Source organism: Nannocystis sp. (assembly GCF_016714285.1).
Classification (GTDB): domain Bacteria; phylum Myxococcota_A; class Polyangia; order Nannocystales; family Nannocystaceae; genus Nannocystis.
In genome coordinates this window covers 220,664-237,232 of the sequence record NZ_JADJNN010000013.1, presented here as the reverse complement: position 1 = coordinate 237,232, position 16,569 = coordinate 220,664, and the positions used below count along the sequence as shown (strand labels likewise).

The following is a 16,569-nucleotide window of genomic DNA, read 5'->3' as shown; positions in this document are numbered from 1 at the left end:
GTCGCCGGGCCGGCGACCTGCGCCGACCGCCTGCTGTTCGCTTGCCGGGGTTTCATCGCCACCTGGAGGGGGAGCATCATAGGCCAGGTCGCGCGGGGTCTGCGGCGGAATTTTGCCGGGGGCCTCGTGGGGCTTTGCGCCAGACTTCGCGGGGGCGCCCGGGTGTCGCCGCGGGGCCGAGATTTGAGGCAGGCTCGAGCGGAATGCTGACCATCCGAAGATCGCAGGACCGCGGGCACGCCAACCATGGCTGGCTCGACAGTCACCACAGCTTCTCGTTCGCTGACTACTACGACGCGCGCTACATGGGGTTTCGCGCGCTGCGGGTGATCAACGAGGACCGGGTGGCGCCGGGCAAGGGCTTCGGGACCCACCCGCACCGCGACATGGAGATTCTGTCGTACGTGCTCGCGGGGGCGCTCGAGCATCGTGACAGCCTCGGCACCGGGTCGGTGATCCGCCCGGGGGACGTGCAGCGCATGTCGGCGGGCACCGGTGTGACCCACAGCGAATTCAACCACTCGCAGACCGAGGCCGTGCACTTCCTGCAGATCTGGATCTTGCCGGCGCGCCGCGGCGAGGCGCCGGGCTACGAGCAGCGGCGCTTCGAGCCGGCGACCCGGGCCGGGCAGCTGCGCCTGATCGCGGCGCCGGACGGGCGCGACGGGGCGGTGACGATCCACCAGGATGTCGCGGTGTACGCGAGCTTGCTGGCGCCGGGGCAGACGGTCACGCACAGCTTCACGGCCGGGCGCCAGGGCTGGCTGCAGCTGGCTCACGGGGCGCTGAAGATCGGCGAGGCGACGCTGCAAGCGGGCGACGGGGTGGCGATCCAGCAGGCCGACGGGGTCGAGGTCACGGCGATCGGCGAGGCGACCGCGGAGTTCCTCCTCTTCGACCTGGCCTAAAGGACAGGAGGCGCGCCTCAATCGTCGTCGACCGGCTCGAAGTCGGCCTTCATGGCGCCGCAGTCGGGGCAGACCCAATCGTCCGGGAGATCCTCGAAGCCGGTGCCCGGAGGGATGCCGGAGTCCGGGTCGCCCTCGGCCGGGTCGTAGATGTGTTCGCAGATGGTGCAGCGGTAGCGACGCGCCTTCGGCATGGTTGGCCCGATCGTACACGGGCCGGGCGCCGCCAGAAAGCCCGCCGGCTGCCACGCGGGGGTGCCCAAGGGCGACCGCGCCAGGGCTATGATGCGGCGCCATGGTCGACGCGATCACGCCTCCCGTCCTGTCCACCGCCGAGGTGCCTGCTGAATTGATGGTCGAGCTGGTCATCGACGGGCGGCCGGTGTCGGTGCCGGCCGGGACGACGGTGTGGGACGCGGCGCGGACGCTCGGCGTGGAGATCCCGGTGCTGTGCCACGACCCGCGCTACCGCCCGGTCGGGGTCTGTCGCATGTGCGTGGTCGACGTCGGCGGACGCGTGCTGGCGGCGGCGTGCGTGCGGCCGTGCGAGGCGAACATGAAGGTGACGACGCAGAGCCCGGCGATCGAGGGGCACCGGGCGATGCTGACGGCGCTGCTGCTCGCCGACCAGCCGCCGACGCCGACGCAGGAGCGGCCGACGGGCAACCTCCTGCACGCGCTGGCCGGGCGCTATGGGCTCGAGATCCACGGCCGCGCTGACGCACCCGGACCGCTCGGGCTGCCGCGCGGCGAGGGGCGCCCGGCCGATGATTCGTCGCCGGTGATCGGGGTCGACCACCAGAGCTGCATCCTGTGCGACCGCTGCGTCCGCGCGTGCGACGAGGTGCAGAGCAACGAGGTGATGACCCGCAGCGGCAAGGGCTATACGACCAAGATCGCGTTCGACCTCGACCTGCCGATGGGCAGCTCGAGCTGCGTGTCGTGCGGCGAGTGCATGGACGCGTGCCCGACCGACGCGCTGGTGAACAAGCCGCTGGCGGCGCAGCTGCGCCCGGCGGCGCAGCTCAAGCAGGTCGAGACGCTGTGCCCCTACTGCGGGGTCGGCTGCAGCGTGACGGCGCACGTCGACGAGGCTGCCAACAAGGTCGCGTGGATCGACGGACGCGACAGCCGGGTCTCGGACCGCCGGCTGTGCGTGAAGGGCCGCTACGGCTTCGACTACGCCTCGCACGCGCAGCGCCTGTCGGTGCCGCTGATCCGCAAGGACAGCAGCTACCCGAAGGGGCCGCTGTCAGCGGCGGTGCGCCAGAAGAAGGGCCGGCGCCCGGGCGGGCTGGTCGACGACCGCGAGGTGCTGCCGCACTTTCGCGAGGCGAGCTGGGACGAGGCGCTGGCGCTGGTGGCCCGTCGCCTGGCGGAGATCCGCGACACCCGCGGGCCGCGGGCGCTGGCGGGCTTCGGCTCGGCCAAGTGCAGCAACGAGGAGGCGTACCTGTTCCAGAAGCTGGTGCGCGTCGGCTTTCGCAGCAACAACGTCGACCACTGCACGCGCCTGTGCCACGCGTCATCGGTGGCGGCGTTGATGGAGACGATCGGCTCGGGCGCGGTGTCGACGACCTTCCGCGACGTCGAGAACAGCGACGTGGCGCTGCTGGCCGGGACCAACGCGACCAGCAACCACCCGGTCGCGGCGACCTTCTTCAAGCAGGCGGCGAAGCGGGGCACCAAGCTGCTGGTGATCGACCCCCACCGGCCGGCGCTGGCCGACCACGCGCACCTCTACGTGCGCATCAAGCCGGGCACTGACGTGGCCTTCTTCAACGGGGTGATGCACGAGATCATCCGCCGCGGGCTGGTCGACGAGGGCTTCATCCGCGATCGCACGGAGGGCTTCGCGGCGCTGCAGGCGACGGTGGCCCACTACAGCCCGGAGATCGCGGCGCGCATCTGTGGGGTCGAGCCGGCGCAGATCGTCGAGGTCGCGGTGACGTGGGGGCAGGCGAAGGCGGCGATCTGCTTCTGGGGGATGGGCATCAGCCAGCACACCCACGGCACGGACAACGCGCGCTGCCTGATCTCGCTGGTGCTGATGACCGGGCAGATCGGGCGCCCGGGCACCGGGCTGCACCCGCTGCGCGGGCAGAACAACGTGCAAGGGGCGAGCGACGCGGGCCTCATCCCGATGGTGCTGCCCGACTATCAGTCGGTGAAGGACGCGAAGGTGCGGGCCCGCTTCGAGGCGGTGTGGGGCCGGCCGATCGACCCAGCGCCGGGGCTCACGGTGGTGGAGATCGTGCACGCGGCGCTGCGCGGGGACGTGCGCGGGATGTACATCCTCGGCGAGAACCCCTTCGTCAGCGACCCGAACACCGGGAAGGTGCGCAAGGCGCTGGCGGCCCTCGACTTCCTCGCGGTGCAGGACATCTTCCTCACCGAGACGGCCGAGTTCGCCGACGTGATCTTGCCGGCCTCGAGCTTCTTCGAGAAGACGGGGACCTACACCAACACGGACCGCCGGGTGCAGATCGGCCGGCCGGTGCTGCGGATGCCCGGCGAGGCGCGGCTCGACTGGCAGATCACCTGCGAGATCGGGCGGCGCATGGGCGCGCCCGGCTTCGAGTTCGCGAGCGTCGACCAGGTGTTCGATGAGTTCGCCGGGCTCACCGATAGCTACGCGGGGCTGACGTATGAGCACCTGGGCCGCGAGGGCAAGCTGTGGCCCTGCCCGGACCCGGAGCACTCGGACGGGACGATCGTGCTGTTCGACCACGAGTTCCCGAGCGGCCGCGGCAAGCTGGTGCCGGCGGAGTTCGCCCCGGCGGCGGAGCTGCCGAACGACGAGTACCCGATGGTGCTGACGACCGGGCGCCTGCTCGAGCACTGGCACACCGGGACGATGACCCGCAGGTCGGTCGCGCTCGACGCGATCGAGGGCGAGCCGCACGTCGACATGCATCCGGACGACATGCGCAGGCTGGAGCTCGGCGAGGAGGACTGGGTGACGGTGACGAGCCGGCGCGGGACGATCACGCTGAAGGCGCGGAGCAGCCGCTCGCCGGGCCGCGGCGCGGTGTTCATCCCGTTCTGCTGGCGCGAGGCGGCCGCCAACGTGCTCACGATCGACGAGCTCGACCCGTTCGGGAAGATCCCCGAGTTCAAGTTCTGCGCCGTGCGCGTCGAGCGAGCCAGCGTCGAGGACATGGGCGCCAGCAGTCTCGGCGCCGCCGAGTGAAGCCCGGGCGATGGTCGAGATCTTCCTCGTCAGCATGGTGCTGCTGCTCACCGGCTTCGGCTTCTACCGGCTGATGCGCGCGGAGCGAGAGGCGCGTCGCTACCTCGAGAGCAGCAGCGAGACGCCGCTGCAGCTGTCGCACCTGAGCAGCGCGCTGGCCCGCGTGGCCCGCGAGACCCGCACGCTGCGGATCTCGCTCGAGAGCCCGCTGCGCACGCTCCGCGAGTACCTGCGGACCGATCCGACGCGCACCGAGGACGACCTCGAGGCGGTCGACGCGGCGCTGATGGAGGCGACCCGCGGGGTCGGCGAGTGGCTGGCGATGATCGACGCCCTGCCGGCGCACGAGCGCGGCGACATGGAGGCGATGGGCGCGAGCGCGGGACCTGTCCGCTCGGCGCTCGCGGCCGAGGGCGGTGCGTTTGAGCGGGGCCACATTCGCAGCGCCGGCCGGCAGAACCTCGACGAGCGGCTCGAGGCGGTGCTGCGGGAGCTGGCGCGGGTCGAGGCGGCGCTGCAGGTGCCGGTCAATCCGTATCGGTGAGGGGCGGGCGTCTCGAGTAGGATGCGCGGGCGATGGATCTCTCGCGGCGGGCGCTGATTGTTGGTGGTCTGGCTGCGGTGGCGGGTTGTGCGGGAGTACGTGCGCCGGTGGTCGGCGAGCCGCGGCTGCATGGAGTCGCGGGGCGCAGGGTGTTGCTGCCGCTGCCGCACGTGGGCTTCGACCCGACGGAGACGGCGGTGCCGTGGCAGCAGCTGACGGCGCACGGGGTGACGCTGGTGTTTGCGACGCCAGAGGGCGGGGTCGCGGCGGCGGACGATCGGATGTTGACGGGGGAGGGGCTCGGTCGTTATGCGGAGCGGCTGCGGGCTGACGCCAGCGCGCGGGCGGCGTACGAGCGCATGCGGGTGTCGCCGGAGTTTCGCGCGCCGCGGGCGTACGCCGAGCTGCGGGCGGCGGACTTCGACGCGATCATCCTGCCGGGCGGGCACGCGAAGGGGATGCGGGTGTATCTCGAGTCGGCGCTGCTGCAGGGCTTCGTGGGCGAGTTCTTCGCCAGCGGTCGGCCGGTCGGGGCGATCTGTCACGGCGTGGTGCTGGCGGCGCGCAGCCGGCGGCAGGGCACGCAGCAGTCGGTGCTGGCCGGGCGCACGAGCACGGCGCTGCCGAGGCGGATGGAGCGACTGGCGTGGCAGCTGACGCGCAAGCGTCTCGGCGACTACTACCGGACCTACTCGACCTACGTGCAGGACGAGGTCGCGGCGGCGGTCGGCGAGTCGGGCGACTACGTGGTCGGGCCGGGCGGCTTCAAGCGCGACCGCGCGGACGATCTGGGGCCGGGCTTCGTGGTGGTCGACGGCCGCTATGTGTCGGCGCGCTGGCCTGGCGACGCGCATCGCTTCGCGGCGGCGATGCTCGAGCAGCTGGCGTGATCGCCAGCGCCGTGATGACCCGGCCCGCTACCCGCTTCAGGCCCGAAGCTGTGGCGATCGACTGTCTCGAGCTCGGGGAAGCCATGGCGGAGACGCAGAGCTGGCTCGCATCGGACCTGTCCTTTAGCTAGCGCAGGTTGTCGATCACGGCGAGGAGGGCGTCGAGGTTGGCGCGGCCGAGCTGGCGGCAGCGCTCGGGCGACCAGCCGACGGCCTCGTTGGGGGTGTCGGCGGTGTCCTTGAACGGCTGCTCGAGGGTCATCGCCAGGCAGTCGAAGTGGTCGGCGCAGTAGGTGGTGCACATCGTCATGTTGGCCTGGCCCGGCGGGGTCGGGTCGTAGCCGTGGACGGTCTGGAAGTCAGGGCTGGCGCGCGCGAGGGCCTGCTCGTAGGCGGCCTGGAGGGCCTCCTGGCGCTTGGTGAACGACGGGACGCCGTCGGGGCCGGCGATGAAGTTGTAGGGGAGGGCCTCGTCGCCGTGGACATCGAGGCAGTAGTCGACGCCGGTCTGCTGCATGCGCTGGCGGACGAGCAGGACCTCGGGGCTGCGCTCGCGGGTGGGGTTTTGCCACTCGCGGTTGAGGTTGGCGCCGGCCGCGTTGACGCGGAGGTTGCCGCGGAAGCTGCCATCGGGGTTCATGTTGGGGACGACGTGGAAGATGGCGCGGCGACGGAGCTCGCGGGCGACGGGGTCTTCGGGGTCGAGGAGGCGGGCGAGCAGGCCCTCGATGAGCCACTCGGCCATGGTCTCGCCGGGGTGCTGGCGGCCGATGATCCAGCAGGTGCGGGGGTTCGGGTTGTCGCCGCGGGCGTGGAGGGTCAGGAGGTCCATGTCGCGGCCGTCGAGGGTGTGGCCGAGCAGCTCGTGGTGGACGTGGGCGGCGGCGAGGCTGCGGGCGATGAGGTCCTGGTGGCGCTCGTGCGAGTAGGGGGCGAAGTAGCTGTAGTAGACGCTGCCCTGGGTCGGGGTGTGGCGGATCGTGAGGCGCTGGCCGTCGTAGTCGGTGGGGACGCGGAAGAAGTGCTGGCGGTCGTAGGTGGCGACGGCGCGGTAGCCCTTCCAGCCGGGCGGATAGGAGGTCTCGCCGGCGTTGTCGATGTGCAGGGTGAGGGCGACGCCCTGGGCCTCGCTGACGCGGAAGTTGAACCACTGCAGGAATTCGCCGTTGCTGTCGCGGCGGATCTGCAGGTGGGCGTCGTCGTGGCGGGTGATGTCGACGATCTCGATGTTGCCGCCGTCGAAGTGGCTGCTGACCTTCATGGCGCGACCATAGCTGATGGCGCGCGCGGGCACGAAGCAGAAACAGGGAGGCTCGGAGGCGAGGGCGAGAGCGAGGCAAGAAGCCGAGGGCGAGGCAAGAAGCCGGGCCGGGGCGCGGGCGAGGCCGACGCAAGAAGCACGAACGCCGCCGGTCCCTGGAGGGTCCGGCGGCGCGGGTGTTTCGGGGGTCAGGCGTTCAGATCAGTTGCCTTCGATGCAGGAGAGGAACTCTTCCTTGCACAGGTCCGGGGGGAGGTTGGCGCCCAGGCACTCGTCGAGGATCAGCTGGCACTGGTCGTCGCCGGGGTCGCCGGGGACCTGGCCACTCTCGCCGCCGCCGCCCTCGTAGCCGCCGTCGCCCATGTCGCCGCCGCCCTCGGCGTCGCCGCCGTCGCCGCCGCCGTCGCCCCACTCGCCGCCGTCGCCGTTGCCGCTGTCGGCCTCGCCGCCGTCCTCACCGGGGATGCCGGTGTCGGGGTCGCCGCTGCCGACTTCGCCGCCGTCTTCACCGGGGATGCCGGTGTCGGGGTCGCCGCTGCCGGCCTCGCCGCCCTCGTAGCCGCCGCCCTGGCAGGACGCGAGCAGCTTCTCACACAGGGCGGGGGGGTTGTCCTCGGCGAGACAGTTGTCGAACTGGGCCTCGCAGTTGTTGCCGCCGTCGCCGCCGCCGTCGTTCTGGCCGTCGTCGCCGCCGCTGTTGGGGCCTTCGTCGCCCTGGCCGTCGCCGCCGTCGCCCTTGGTGTCGCCACCGCCGTCGCCGCCGTCGCCCTTGCTGTCGCCGCCGCCGTCGCCGTCGCCCTTGCTGTCGCCGCCGTCGCCGTAGCTGCCGCCGCCGCCGTCGCCTTCGTCGTTCTGGCCGTCGTCGCCGCCGCCGTCTTCGTTGCCTTGCTCGGCGCCTTCGTCGTCCTTGATGCTGGTGGTCTTCACGTCACAGCCGAAGGGCGCGACGATGGTGAAGGTGAGGCCGAGAGAGAGGAGGCGAAGGACGTTGCGATGCATGGCGGGGTTCCTCGAGGTGGAGGGACAATAAGTAAGGCGCGACTCGATCACGGTGCCAGGGCCTGGAGGAGTCAGCAACCGGAATCTACGGGAGGACCGGGGGGCCCTGGGGCGATGGCGCGATAACATGGTGAGGTACGCGGCCGCTGTGACCGGCGTGCTGGCGGCGCCTGGGGGCGCGGAGGCGTCCTCTGGTGCCGGCTGGGCTGCTCGCGTTAGCATCGCGGGCGAGTCGGCGGGCGAGGGGCCCGGGAGCACGCACATGGCTGAACACCACATCGATCACACCCATCGCACGCAAAAAGGTCGGAAGTGGACCTACCTCATCGTCGGGATCGTCCTGGTGCTCGGGGCCGTGATCGCCAACTTCGCCATGAACAACCCGGAGCTGGCCCACAAGGGGATCGACACCATCGCCGGGTTGCCGGCGTGGGCCTTCCCGGCCGGGTCGGCGACGATCGGGGCGGTGATGTTCTGGGTCGGCCTCAAGATCGAGACCGACTGGCCGGAGTACCTCGGGGCCATGATGGTCGCCGGCTCGGTGCTCGCGGGCGAGGTCCTGCTCGGGTGGTCGAAGTTCGAGCTCGGCGGGATCGTGGCGATCCCCTATGCGATCCCGGCGCTGGTGCTGCTGGTGCTGCTGATGATCGGCAACGCCAAGACGCGTTAGCGGACCTGTCCCGCAGGACAGCTTGGATCGGGGTCAAGTCCGGCAGCCTGGGCTTGCGGCGGGCGTGCGTGGGCGCGTAGCCTGCGGCCATGATGCGGACCCGGGCGCTGCTGTTGCTGCTGGTGGTCGGTTGCGCGGCGGAGTCGAAGCCGCCGCCCGTGAAAGATGCGGAGGTGGTTGGGCCGGTGCTTGGGCCGGTGCCAGCGGTGGCGCCGGCCGGGCCGCGCACGGTGACGGGGGCGTGGTTCTCGCTGGTGGTGCCGGCGGAGTGGGAGGAGCGTCCGCTGCGAAACGAGGCGGAGCGCGGGGTGAGCGAGGGGATGTGGCGGACGCCGCGGGGGGTGGCGCCGGTCAACATCCTCGTCGCCCGACCGGTGCCGTTCGCGGGCGACGCGGCGGGCTTCGCCGCGCAGTCGCTGTTCGCGTTCACCGAGGCGGGGATGGGGACGATGGCGGCCGATGGCGAGGCCGATCTCGGTGGGGTGCCGGCGCGGCGCTACCGGGGGACGCTGGCGATGATGGGGAAGACGCGGGAGGTCGCGTACTGGTTCTTCGTCCACGACGGCTCGGGCCTGGCGCTGCAGTGCGGCGGTGAGGGGCCGCAGTGGTTTTCCCAGTGCGTGGAGATCGTGGCGAGCTTTCGCGTGACGGGGCCGGTGCCGCCGGCTGCGGTGGCCTTGCCGACCGCGACGGTCTCACAGCGCGAGCTGCCCGGCTACACCGCGGACGTACGCGACGACTGGCAGATGTTCTCGACGGTGCAGCACCCGGATGCGGTGTTTCAGCTGCGGGCGGTCGCGCCGGCGGCCGGGATGTTCCCGGGCGCGGTGCTGCGGCGGCGGCCGTGGACCGGCGGCAAGCTGTGGTCGGCGGACTTCCTGGCGGAGATCACGGCGCTCGGGGGGCGCGAGCTGGGGCGCAATGGCGTCATCTTCCTCGCCGAGAAGGCGGCGATGCTCGAGGTCGAGGTGCCGCCGCAGGCCGGGGGCTACCGGGCGCTCGTGACCGGTGTGGTGCGCGACGGGATGGAGATCCGGCTCAGCTGCGTGGCCTCGCCGCTGGTGATGGACGCGCTGCGGCCGGATTGCCTGCGCCTGATCGCGACACTCGCGCCCCGGGCTGAGAGCAGTCGGTGACCGCGAGCTGCCGGCCGTGGCTCGCCAGTCGCGGGCGCCTGGAGCGGGCTGAGACTCGGTGAGCTCGAGTTGCTGGGGCTTGCAGCGGGAGATCAGTCGATGACGTCGAGGGCCTTGCCGACCTTGGTGAAGGCAGCGATCGCGTGTTCGACGTGCTCGGGGGCGTGGCCGGCCGACAGCTGCACGCGGATGCGGGCGGCGCCCTGCGGGACCACGGGGTAGGAGAAGCCGACCACGTAGATGCCCTCGCCCAGCATGCGGGCGGCGAACTCGCTGGCGAGGCGGGCGTCGCCCAGCATGACGGGGACGATCGGGTGGACGCCGGGCTTGATCGCGAAGCCGGCGGCGCTCATGCCCTCGCGGAAGCGGAGGGTGTTGGCGTTGAGGCGGGCGAGCAGGGCGTCGCTGCCGGTGAGCAGGTCCATGACGGCGAGCGCGGCGGCGACGATCGGTGGGGGCAGGCTGTTGCTGAAGAGGTAGGGGCGCGAGCGGTTGCGCAGGAGCTCGACGATCTCCGGGCGCGCGGCCGTGAAGCCGCCGGCGGCCCCGCCGAGGGCCTTGCCGAGGGTCGAGGTGATGATGTCGACGCGGCCGAGGCAGCCGCGGTGCTCGTGCGAGCCGCGGCCGGTCGGGCCGACGAAGCCGGTGGCGTGGCTGTCGTCGACGTGGACCATCGCGCCGTACTTCTCGGCGAGGTCGCAGATGTCCTTCACGCGGGCGATGTTGCCGTCCATGCTGAACACGCCGTCGGTGGCGATCAGGCGCAGGCGGGCGGACTGGGTCTGCTGGAGCAGGTCCTCGAGCTGGTTCAAGTCGTCGTTGGGGTAGCGGTGGCGCTCGGCCTTGCACAGGCGGATGCCGTCGATGATCGAGGCGTGGTTGAGGGCGTCGGAGATGATCGCGTCCTCGGGGCCGAGCAGGGTCTCGAACAGGCCGCCGTTGGCGTCGAAGCAGGAGCTGTAGAGGATCGCGTCCTCGAGGCCGACGAAGGCGGCGAGGCGGGCCTCGAGCTCCTTGTGGCGGTCCTGGGTGCCGCAGATGAAGCGCACGCTCGACATGCCGAAGCCGCGCTCGTCGAGGGCGGCGTGGGCGGCGGCGATGACCGCCGGGTGGCTCGAGAGGCCGAGGTAGTTGTTGGCGCAGAAGTTGAGGACGTGGCGGCCACCGACTGTGATGTCAGCGGCCTGGGCCGAGGTGATGATGCGCTCGTGCTTGTAGAGCCCGGCGTCGCGGATCTGCTGGAGGATCGTGGCGTAGTGGTCGCGGGCTGTGCTGTACATCGGCGGCCTCGGGTTTTTAGGCGCGCGGGAGGAGGGCGCGCAGCTTGGGCAGCAGGTCGGCGGTCATGCGGGGGAGGTCGTATTCGGGGCGCCAGCCCCAGTCGCGGCGGGCGAGGCTGTCGTCGAGGGCGCGCGGCCAGGAGTCGAGGATCGCCTGGCGGGCGGGGTCGGGGTTGAAGCTGATGTCGGCGCCGGGGACGGCGCGGGTGACCTCGTCGGCGATCTGCTGGGCGGTCGGCGAGAAGGCGGCGACGTTGTACACGCAGCGAGTGAGGCGCTCGCGCGGGGCCTGCGACAGCTCGACCAGCGCGCGCAGGCCGTCGGGCATGTACATCAGCGGGATGGTGGCGTCGGGGCGGCAGAAGGCCTCGTAGTGGCCGACGCGCAGGGCCTCGTAGTACATCAGCGGGGCGTAGTCGCTGGTGCCGCCGCCGGGCAGCACGGCGGAGAGCAGGCCGGGGAAGCGGACGGCGCGGAAGTCGAGGCCGTAGCGGCGGAAGTAGTAGTCGCCGAGGAGCTCGCCGGCGACCTTGGTGACGCCGTACATGGTGGTGGGGTGGAGCGCGATGTCGTCGGGGACGAGCGGGGGGAGCGGGGGTCCGAAGGCGGCGATCGTGCTGGTGAAGAGGACCTGACGGGTGCCGTGCTGGCGGGCGGCCTCGAGGACGTTGACGGTGCCGCCCTGGTTGACGGCGTAGGTGCGCATGGGGTCGGCCTCGCCGCGGGCGCTGAGGATCGCGGCGAGGTGGAAGACGAGCTCGGGGCGGAGCGCGGCGAACAGGGCCGAGACCTCGGGCTCGCTGGTGACGTCGAGGCGGTGCCAGGGGACGTCGTGCTCGCGGCTGGGCGGTGTCACGTCGCTGGCGTGGACCTCGTCGCCGCGGGCTTGCAGGATGCGGAGGAGATCGAGGCCTACTTGCCCACCTGCGCCGGTGACGAGCACTTTCATAGGAGCTGGGCGCATGATGGCCGATCGCGTTTAAGCGAGGCAAGCGCGGGCTTCGGCGGCGGCGCGGGCTGACTCACTGCGGGGGACGCGCTAGCGCTGGGCCTGGAAGTCGAGCTCGGCGGCGGATTCGAAGAAGCGGTTGAGGGCGGGGTCCTGGTAGCGCTTGTAGTCGATGGCCCAGGGGGTGGCCTCGACGACGCCGTCGCGGCTGGTGATCGTGAGGGCCATCGGCCGGACCTCGCGGTAGTTGCTGTCGGCCGGGAGGTCGTCGTTGTCGCTGCCGCCGGCGGAGAACAGGGTGAACAGGCGCATGTCCTCGTCGGGCCACTGGTTGCGAAAGCCGTTGTTGACCTTCTCGTGGCCGCGGATGAGCACGTTGCAGCCGAGCTGGGTCATGAAGCGGCGAAACTGCTGCCGGCCGAAGGCGAAGCGGGCGCTGGCCTTTTGCAGCTCGTCGGGGACGACGTCGGCCTTGCTCGGGTCGCTCCACAGCATCTGGAAGCGAATGTCCTCGCGGTTGAGGGTGGAGAGGTCCTGCCACTTCTCGGCGATGATGGCGTCGCGGGGGATGCCGGCGTGGACGAACAGCAGCTGGTCGAACAGCAGCATGTTGGGCATGGCGTCGAAGAAGTCGAGGAAGCGGGAGAACACGTCGACCGGGAGGAGGCCGGCCATGCTGTTGATGGCCTCGGCCGGGCGGACGCCGCCGTAGATCTTGCCCTGGTACTCGATGTAGTACTCGTGGTTGCCGCGGAGCACGAACACGTGCTCGGGCACGGTGAGGTAGAGGTTCAGGACGGTGCGCAGGACGCCGTTGTAGCTGAAGCGGCCGCGGTCGATGTAGTCGCCGAGGAGGACCAGGCGGACGTCGGGGTTGTGCTCGGGGTCGGCCTTGAAGCGGCGCACCTTCTCCATGAAGTTCGACTGGTGGATCGCGGCCTTGAGGCAGCTGTAGCAGCCGTGGAGGTCGCCGAGGACGACCAGCTCGTAGTCGCGGCCGGGCTTGCTGGGGACGACGTAGATGTGCTCGTCGAGGAACTCCTCGCCGCCGGCGAACTCGCTGACGTTCTGGTGGCCCTCGAGGCGGCCGCGGCCGCGGACGCGCTGCTCCTCCCACTGCTCCTCGACCTTGTCGAGCAGCTTGAGGTCGGTGGAGAACTGCTTGACGAGGCGATCGGGGTCGGCGGAGTAGTGGTGTTCGAACTTGGCGAAGAAGGGGTGGTTGTCCTGGGTGGGGACGAGGGTGGTATGCGGCTTGACCTCGATGCTGCCGACGACGTCGAGGGAGGCCTCGTCGACCATGAGCTCGGCGTCGAGGAGCTCGGCGAGGTCGTTGCGGAACGCGATCTCTTCGGGGTGGGCGGTGCCGTCGGCGTAGATGAAGCGGTCGACGACGGCGAGCAGGGCCTGGCGGTTGTCGTCGCTGAGGCGCTGGAACAGCTCGAAGCAGCGCAGCTTGAGCTGCGAGAGGACGAAGCGCTGCGGGTCCTCGCCGTCGGCGACGGCCTCGGTGAGCAGGCTCTTGATGTCGTGGTCGATCTCCTGGAAGCGCTCGACGTAGTGCTCGTGCTGGGCCTCGATGCGCTCGAAGCGGATCTCGGGCTCGAGCGGGCCCTGGGCGTCGATGCGGGCGGTGACCACCTCGCGCAGGAAGGCCCGGATGAACGCCTTCTCGCGGAGGTCGAACTCGCTGTCGATGTAGCCGCAGGTCGTGAGGTAGAAGATCACCGCCTCGATCTGCTGCTCGGCGATGGCGGGATCGGGGTTCAGCTGGATCGTGGTCGGCGTCGTCGTCATGATCGGTCGGGCCGGCGACAGGATATCGCGGGGCGAGGCCCGTTGAATGGCTCGTCGGCGTGATGGTGCGAGTGGTGGGTGGTCGCTTCCGCGCTGCGTGCCGAGGTGGCGTGACCTGGAGCGCAGGGCTCGCTCGCTTGCACGGTTGCGAGATCCCCGGTGTATGGCCTCAAAATGCGATCGGCGAGCGCGGCGAAAAATTTGGTAGCGTCTGCACCTTGCGTTGCCACGCATATCTCGTCCGCAGCGAGCGGTACCTCGAGATCGAGGACGTGCTCATGCAAAGGCTCGCAGAGGCGAGCCGGAGCGAGCTGCTGGAGCTGATCGGCAAGGACTTTTTCCGCATTGAGCTGCTGAGCGGCGAGTGGCGGGTGCTGTTCACGCAGGCGCGCGTGACCGACAGCTACGGGCCGGTTGCGAGCGACAGCATGCGGGTCGCCCGCTTGATGGCGGCGCCCGACCAGCTGGCGCCGCTGGTCAACACGCTGTGGATGCACGAGCTGCACGACAAGTGGCGCTCGATCACCTTCGGCCTGCAGCACCTGACCTACGCGCTGCCGCTGGCCTCGGGGCTGATCGGGGCGATCTTCGTCGAGGAGGACGACGACTGGCAGAGCCTCGAGGCGAGCCACGAGATCCTGGCGATAAGGCCGGAGGTGTTCGCGCTGCTGAGCCCGTTCATCGAGAAGCTGGTCGACCGCGGCGACTTCACGATGCTGGCCCGCCTGGTCGCCGACCACTGCGAGTCGTCGATCGAGTTCTCGGCCGACCGCTGGCTCGGCTTGCGCGAGCAGAGCAAGGCCCGCGCGCCGGAGCTGATCAAGATGATCGACGGCCACTTGACCCCGCCCGAGGGCTACGAGCGGGCGCTCGCGGCGATGAAGCGCATGCTCGACGCCCACCTGCAGCCGAGCCTCGACGCGTGGCTACGCGTGCACGCCGAGCAGGCCCGCTACGCGCTGGTGTTCCGCGACATCCGCCGCGAGGCCCAGGCGACGCGCGCGACGGTGCCGTTCCTCGACGCGGTGTGAGCCTGGGTCACCCTGGATTGGGCTGGGCTGGGTCCCACTGGGCTGGGCTGGGCTTGGCCACCCTGAGCCACCCTGATATGGGTTGCGATGGCGTGGATCAGCCGTCGTTCCAGCCGCCGGCGATCAGGCAATTGGCGAGGTCGCTGCGACGTATGAAGACGCTGCGCCCGAGCCGAACCGCGGGGATCTGGCCGCGGGCGATGCGGTGGTAGACGGCCTTGCGGCTGGTCCTGAGCGTCGACGCGACCTCATCGACCGTCAGCAGGTCGAGGGCGGCCACATTATCGACCTTGGGCTTCTGCGTCTTCGTCCTATCCCCACGTGGGACCATCTGTTCCCTCCCAATCCCGCAGCGAATCTACCCAAGCCGGGCGCCGCGGACAATGAACGTTGTCGCGCGTGGATCTGGCGCCGCTGGGCTGATTTCTGCGACACTGCGGGCATGCTCGAAGCCGAACCTGACCTGTCCTCTGGGGCATGCCCGCGATGAGCAGCGTCGACTTGCTGCTGCTCGGGGCGGCGACGGAGCAGGCGCGGCTGCTGCGGCGGGGTGAGCTGTCGGCGCTCGAGCTGACGGCGGCGGCGCTGACCCGGATCGCGCGCGACAACCCGCGGCTCTGGGCCTTCGTCGAGGTGCACGACGCCCGGGCTCGTCGGGCCGCGCAGGCGAAGGACCGGGAGATCGCACGGGCGCGGCGGCGCGGCGAGGTGGACGCGCTGCCGCCGTTTTGCGGGGTGCCCACGGCGGTGAAGGACCTGAACTTCGTCCGCGGGTCTCGCACGCGCTTCGGCTCGCGCAGCTTCCCGCGGCTGTGGTCGCCGGTCGACGACAAGACGGTGGCGCAGCTGCGGCGCGGCGGCTTCGTGATCCTCGGCAAGCTGGCGACCTCGGAGTTCGGCGCGCTGCCGGTGACGGAGCCGGACATCCACCCGCCGACGAGAAATCCGTGGCAGCCGGGCTACAGCGCGGGCGGCTCGAGCGGAGGCTCGGGCTGCGCGGTGGCTGCGGGGATGATCGCGGTGGCCCAGGGCAGCGACGGGGCCGGGTCGATCCGCATCCCGGCGGCGTTCTGCGGGGTCTACGGGCTCAAGCCCTCGCGCGGCCGGGTGGCCAACGCGTACGGGCAACCCGACCGCACGCTGCTCTACACCTGCGGCCCCTTCGCCCGCTGTGTCGACGACGCGGCGGCGATGCTCGACGTGATGGCGGGCATCAGCGTGGGTCAACCGCACTGGTTGCCGCGGCCGCCGGCGCGCTTCGCCGAGCTGGTGAGGCAGCCGCCGAAGCGCCTGCGGGTCAAGCTGGCGACCAGCTCGCCCGACGGCACGCCGGTACACCCGGAGTGGCTGGCGGCGACCCTCGCGGCGGCGCAGCGGCTGGCCGACGCGGGGCACGAGGTCGAGGCGTCGGCGATGAGTCCGGGCAGCGTCGACGAGTTCATCCCGCTGTATCAGCACATGTTGGCGAGTGTGCCGGGGGCGCGGCTCGAGGTGTTGCAGCCGGCGACGCGCTGGTTGGTCGAGCAGGGGCGCGGGGTGCCGCCGGGTCAGGCGCGGCGGATCTTCTCGGCGCTGTCGCATCGGGTGCACGCGTGGGTCGGTGACGCGGACCTGGTGTTGACGCCGACGGTGGTCGGGCCGCCGCCGGCGATCGGCGCGTGGGCGTCGCTGGACGGCGAGGCGGCGTTCCGGGCCGCGGCGGTGTACGGGTCGTTCACGGCGGTGTTCAACCTGAGCGGCCAGCCGGGGGCGAGCGTGCCGGTGGGGATGTCGAGCGAGGGCTTTCCGATCGGCGTCCAGGTGGTGGGGCGAGAGACGCGCGACGACTGGGTGCTGGCGGTGTCGCGGCAGCTCGAGGAGGCGTTCCCGATGGCGTCCCCGGTCGCGCCCTCCATGTAGGTGCAGGCTCGG

At 71.1% G+C, this 16,569-nt stretch carries 15 protein-coding genes; 8 read left to right on the top strand and 7 right to left on the bottom strand.

Annotation, left to right across the window (positions count from 1 at the left end; all coding sequences use genetic code 11):
- Positions 1-203 precede the first annotated feature (203 nt).
- Positions 204-908 carry a pirin family protein gene (locus IPJ59_RS23150; protein ID WP_293247427.1) on the top strand — a complete coding sequence of 235 codons (705 nt, stop codon included), beginning with the start codon at positions 204-206 and terminating at the stop codon, positions 906-908.
- A 17-nt stretch (positions 909-925) separates the two neighbouring features.
- On the opposite strand, the gene rd is transcribed toward IPJ59_RS23150, so the two are convergent.
- Entirely contained in the window at positions 926-1,102 is a 177-nt protein-coding gene (gene rd, locus IPJ59_RS23145; RefSeq protein WP_293247429.1) for a rubredoxin, read from the bottom strand.
- 101 nt (positions 1,103-1,203) lie between these two features.
- On the opposite strand from rd, the gene fdhF reads away from it, so the two are divergent.
- From fdhF to IPJ59_RS23130, 3 genes are read left to right on the top strand one after another with little or no spacing between them, the layout of a single operon-like run.
- Positions 1,204-4,101, top strand: a complete 2,898-nt coding sequence (fdhF, locus tag IPJ59_RS23140; RefSeq protein ID WP_293273320.1) for a formate dehydrogenase subunit alpha — start codon at positions 1,204-1,206, stop codon at positions 4,099-4,101.
- Positions 4,102-4,111: 10 nt separating this feature from the next.
- Positions 4,112-4,645: a hypothetical protein gene (locus tag IPJ59_RS23135; RefSeq protein WP_293247433.1), complete on the top strand. Its 534-nt coding sequence runs from the start codon at positions 4,112-4,114 to the stop codon at positions 4,643-4,645.
- A 32-nt stretch (positions 4,646-4,677) separates the two neighbouring features.
- The gene (locus IPJ59_RS23130) at positions 4,678-5,535 is read left to right on the top strand and encodes a type 1 glutamine amidotransferase domain-containing protein (protein WP_293247435.1); all 858 of its coding nucleotides are present in this window, start codon (positions 4,678-4,680) and stop codon (positions 5,533-5,535) included.
- Between the two features lie 127 nt (positions 5,536-5,662).
- Here IPJ59_RS23130 and IPJ59_RS23125 read toward each other — a convergent pair whose 3' ends face one another.
- Both IPJ59_RS23125 and IPJ59_RS23120 read right to left on the bottom strand, forming a co-directional pair.
- A complete protein-coding gene (locus tag IPJ59_RS23125) occupies positions 5,663-6,796 on the bottom strand; it encodes a M14 family metallopeptidase (protein ID WP_293273319.1) in 1,134 nt (377 codons plus the stop codon).
- Positions 6,797-6,997: 201 nt separating this feature from the next.
- Positions 6,998-7,795, bottom strand: coding sequence for a hypothetical protein (locus IPJ59_RS23120; RefSeq protein ID WP_293247439.1), 798 nt, complete (start codon positions 7,793-7,795; stop codon positions 6,998-7,000).
- Between the two features lie 262 nt (positions 7,796-8,057).
- Here IPJ59_RS23120 and IPJ59_RS23115 point away from each other — a divergent pair, with 262 nt between their 5' ends.
- The gene (locus tag IPJ59_RS23115; RefSeq protein WP_293247442.1) at positions 8,058-8,465 is read left to right on the top strand and encodes a hypothetical protein; all 408 of its coding nucleotides are present in this window, start codon (positions 8,058-8,060) and stop codon (positions 8,463-8,465) included.
- A gap of 89 nt (positions 8,466-8,554) precedes the next feature.
- A complete protein-coding gene (locus IPJ59_RS23110; protein ID WP_293273318.1) occupies positions 8,555-9,601 on the top strand; it encodes a hypothetical protein in 1,047 nt (348 codons plus the stop codon).
- A gap of 92 nt (positions 9,602-9,693) precedes the next feature.
- Here the strand turns inward: IPJ59_RS23110 and kbl are convergent, their stop codons facing one another.
- The 3 genes from kbl to IPJ59_RS23095 form a co-directional block, all read right to left on the bottom strand.
- Positions 9,694-10,881 carry a glycine C-acetyltransferase gene (kbl, locus tag IPJ59_RS23105; RefSeq protein ID WP_293273317.1) on the bottom strand — a complete coding sequence of 396 codons (1,188 nt, stop codon included), beginning with the start codon at positions 10,879-10,881 and terminating at the stop codon, positions 9,694-9,696.
- Between the two features lie 16 nt (positions 10,882-10,897).
- Positions 10,898-11,830 (bottom strand): NAD-dependent epimerase/dehydratase family protein, encoded by a 933-nt coding sequence (locus IPJ59_RS23100; protein WP_293247451.1) that lies wholly within the window; start codon positions 11,828-11,830, stop codon positions 10,898-10,900.
- A gap of 90 nt (positions 11,831-11,920) precedes the next feature.
- The gene (locus IPJ59_RS23095; protein ID WP_293247453.1) at positions 11,921-13,627 is read right to left on the bottom strand and encodes a metallophosphoesterase family protein; all 1,707 of its coding nucleotides are present in this window, start codon (positions 13,625-13,627) and stop codon (positions 11,921-11,923) included.
- A 218-nt stretch (positions 13,628-13,845) separates the two neighbouring features.
- On the opposite strand from IPJ59_RS23095, the gene IPJ59_RS23090 reads away from it, so the two are divergent.
- Positions 13,846-14,658 carry a hypothetical protein gene (locus IPJ59_RS23090; RefSeq protein WP_293273316.1) on the top strand — a complete coding sequence of 271 codons (813 nt, stop codon included), beginning with the start codon at positions 13,846-13,848 and terminating at the stop codon, positions 14,656-14,658.
- A gap of 97 nt (positions 14,659-14,755) precedes the next feature.
- Here the strand turns inward: IPJ59_RS23090 and IPJ59_RS23085 are convergent, their stop codons facing one another.
- Positions 14,756-14,938 (bottom strand): helix-turn-helix domain-containing protein, encoded by a 183-nt coding sequence (locus IPJ59_RS23085; RefSeq protein WP_293247459.1) that lies wholly within the window; start codon positions 14,936-14,938, stop codon positions 14,756-14,758.
- Between the two features lie 206 nt (positions 14,939-15,144).
- Here IPJ59_RS23085 and IPJ59_RS23080 point away from each other — a divergent pair, with 206 nt between their 5' ends.
- Complete coding sequence (locus IPJ59_RS23080) at positions 15,145-16,557, top strand: amidase (protein WP_293247462.1); 1,413 nt, start codon at positions 15,145-15,147, stop codon at positions 16,555-16,557.
- The last annotated feature ends 12 nt before the right edge of the window (positions 16,558-16,569 follow it).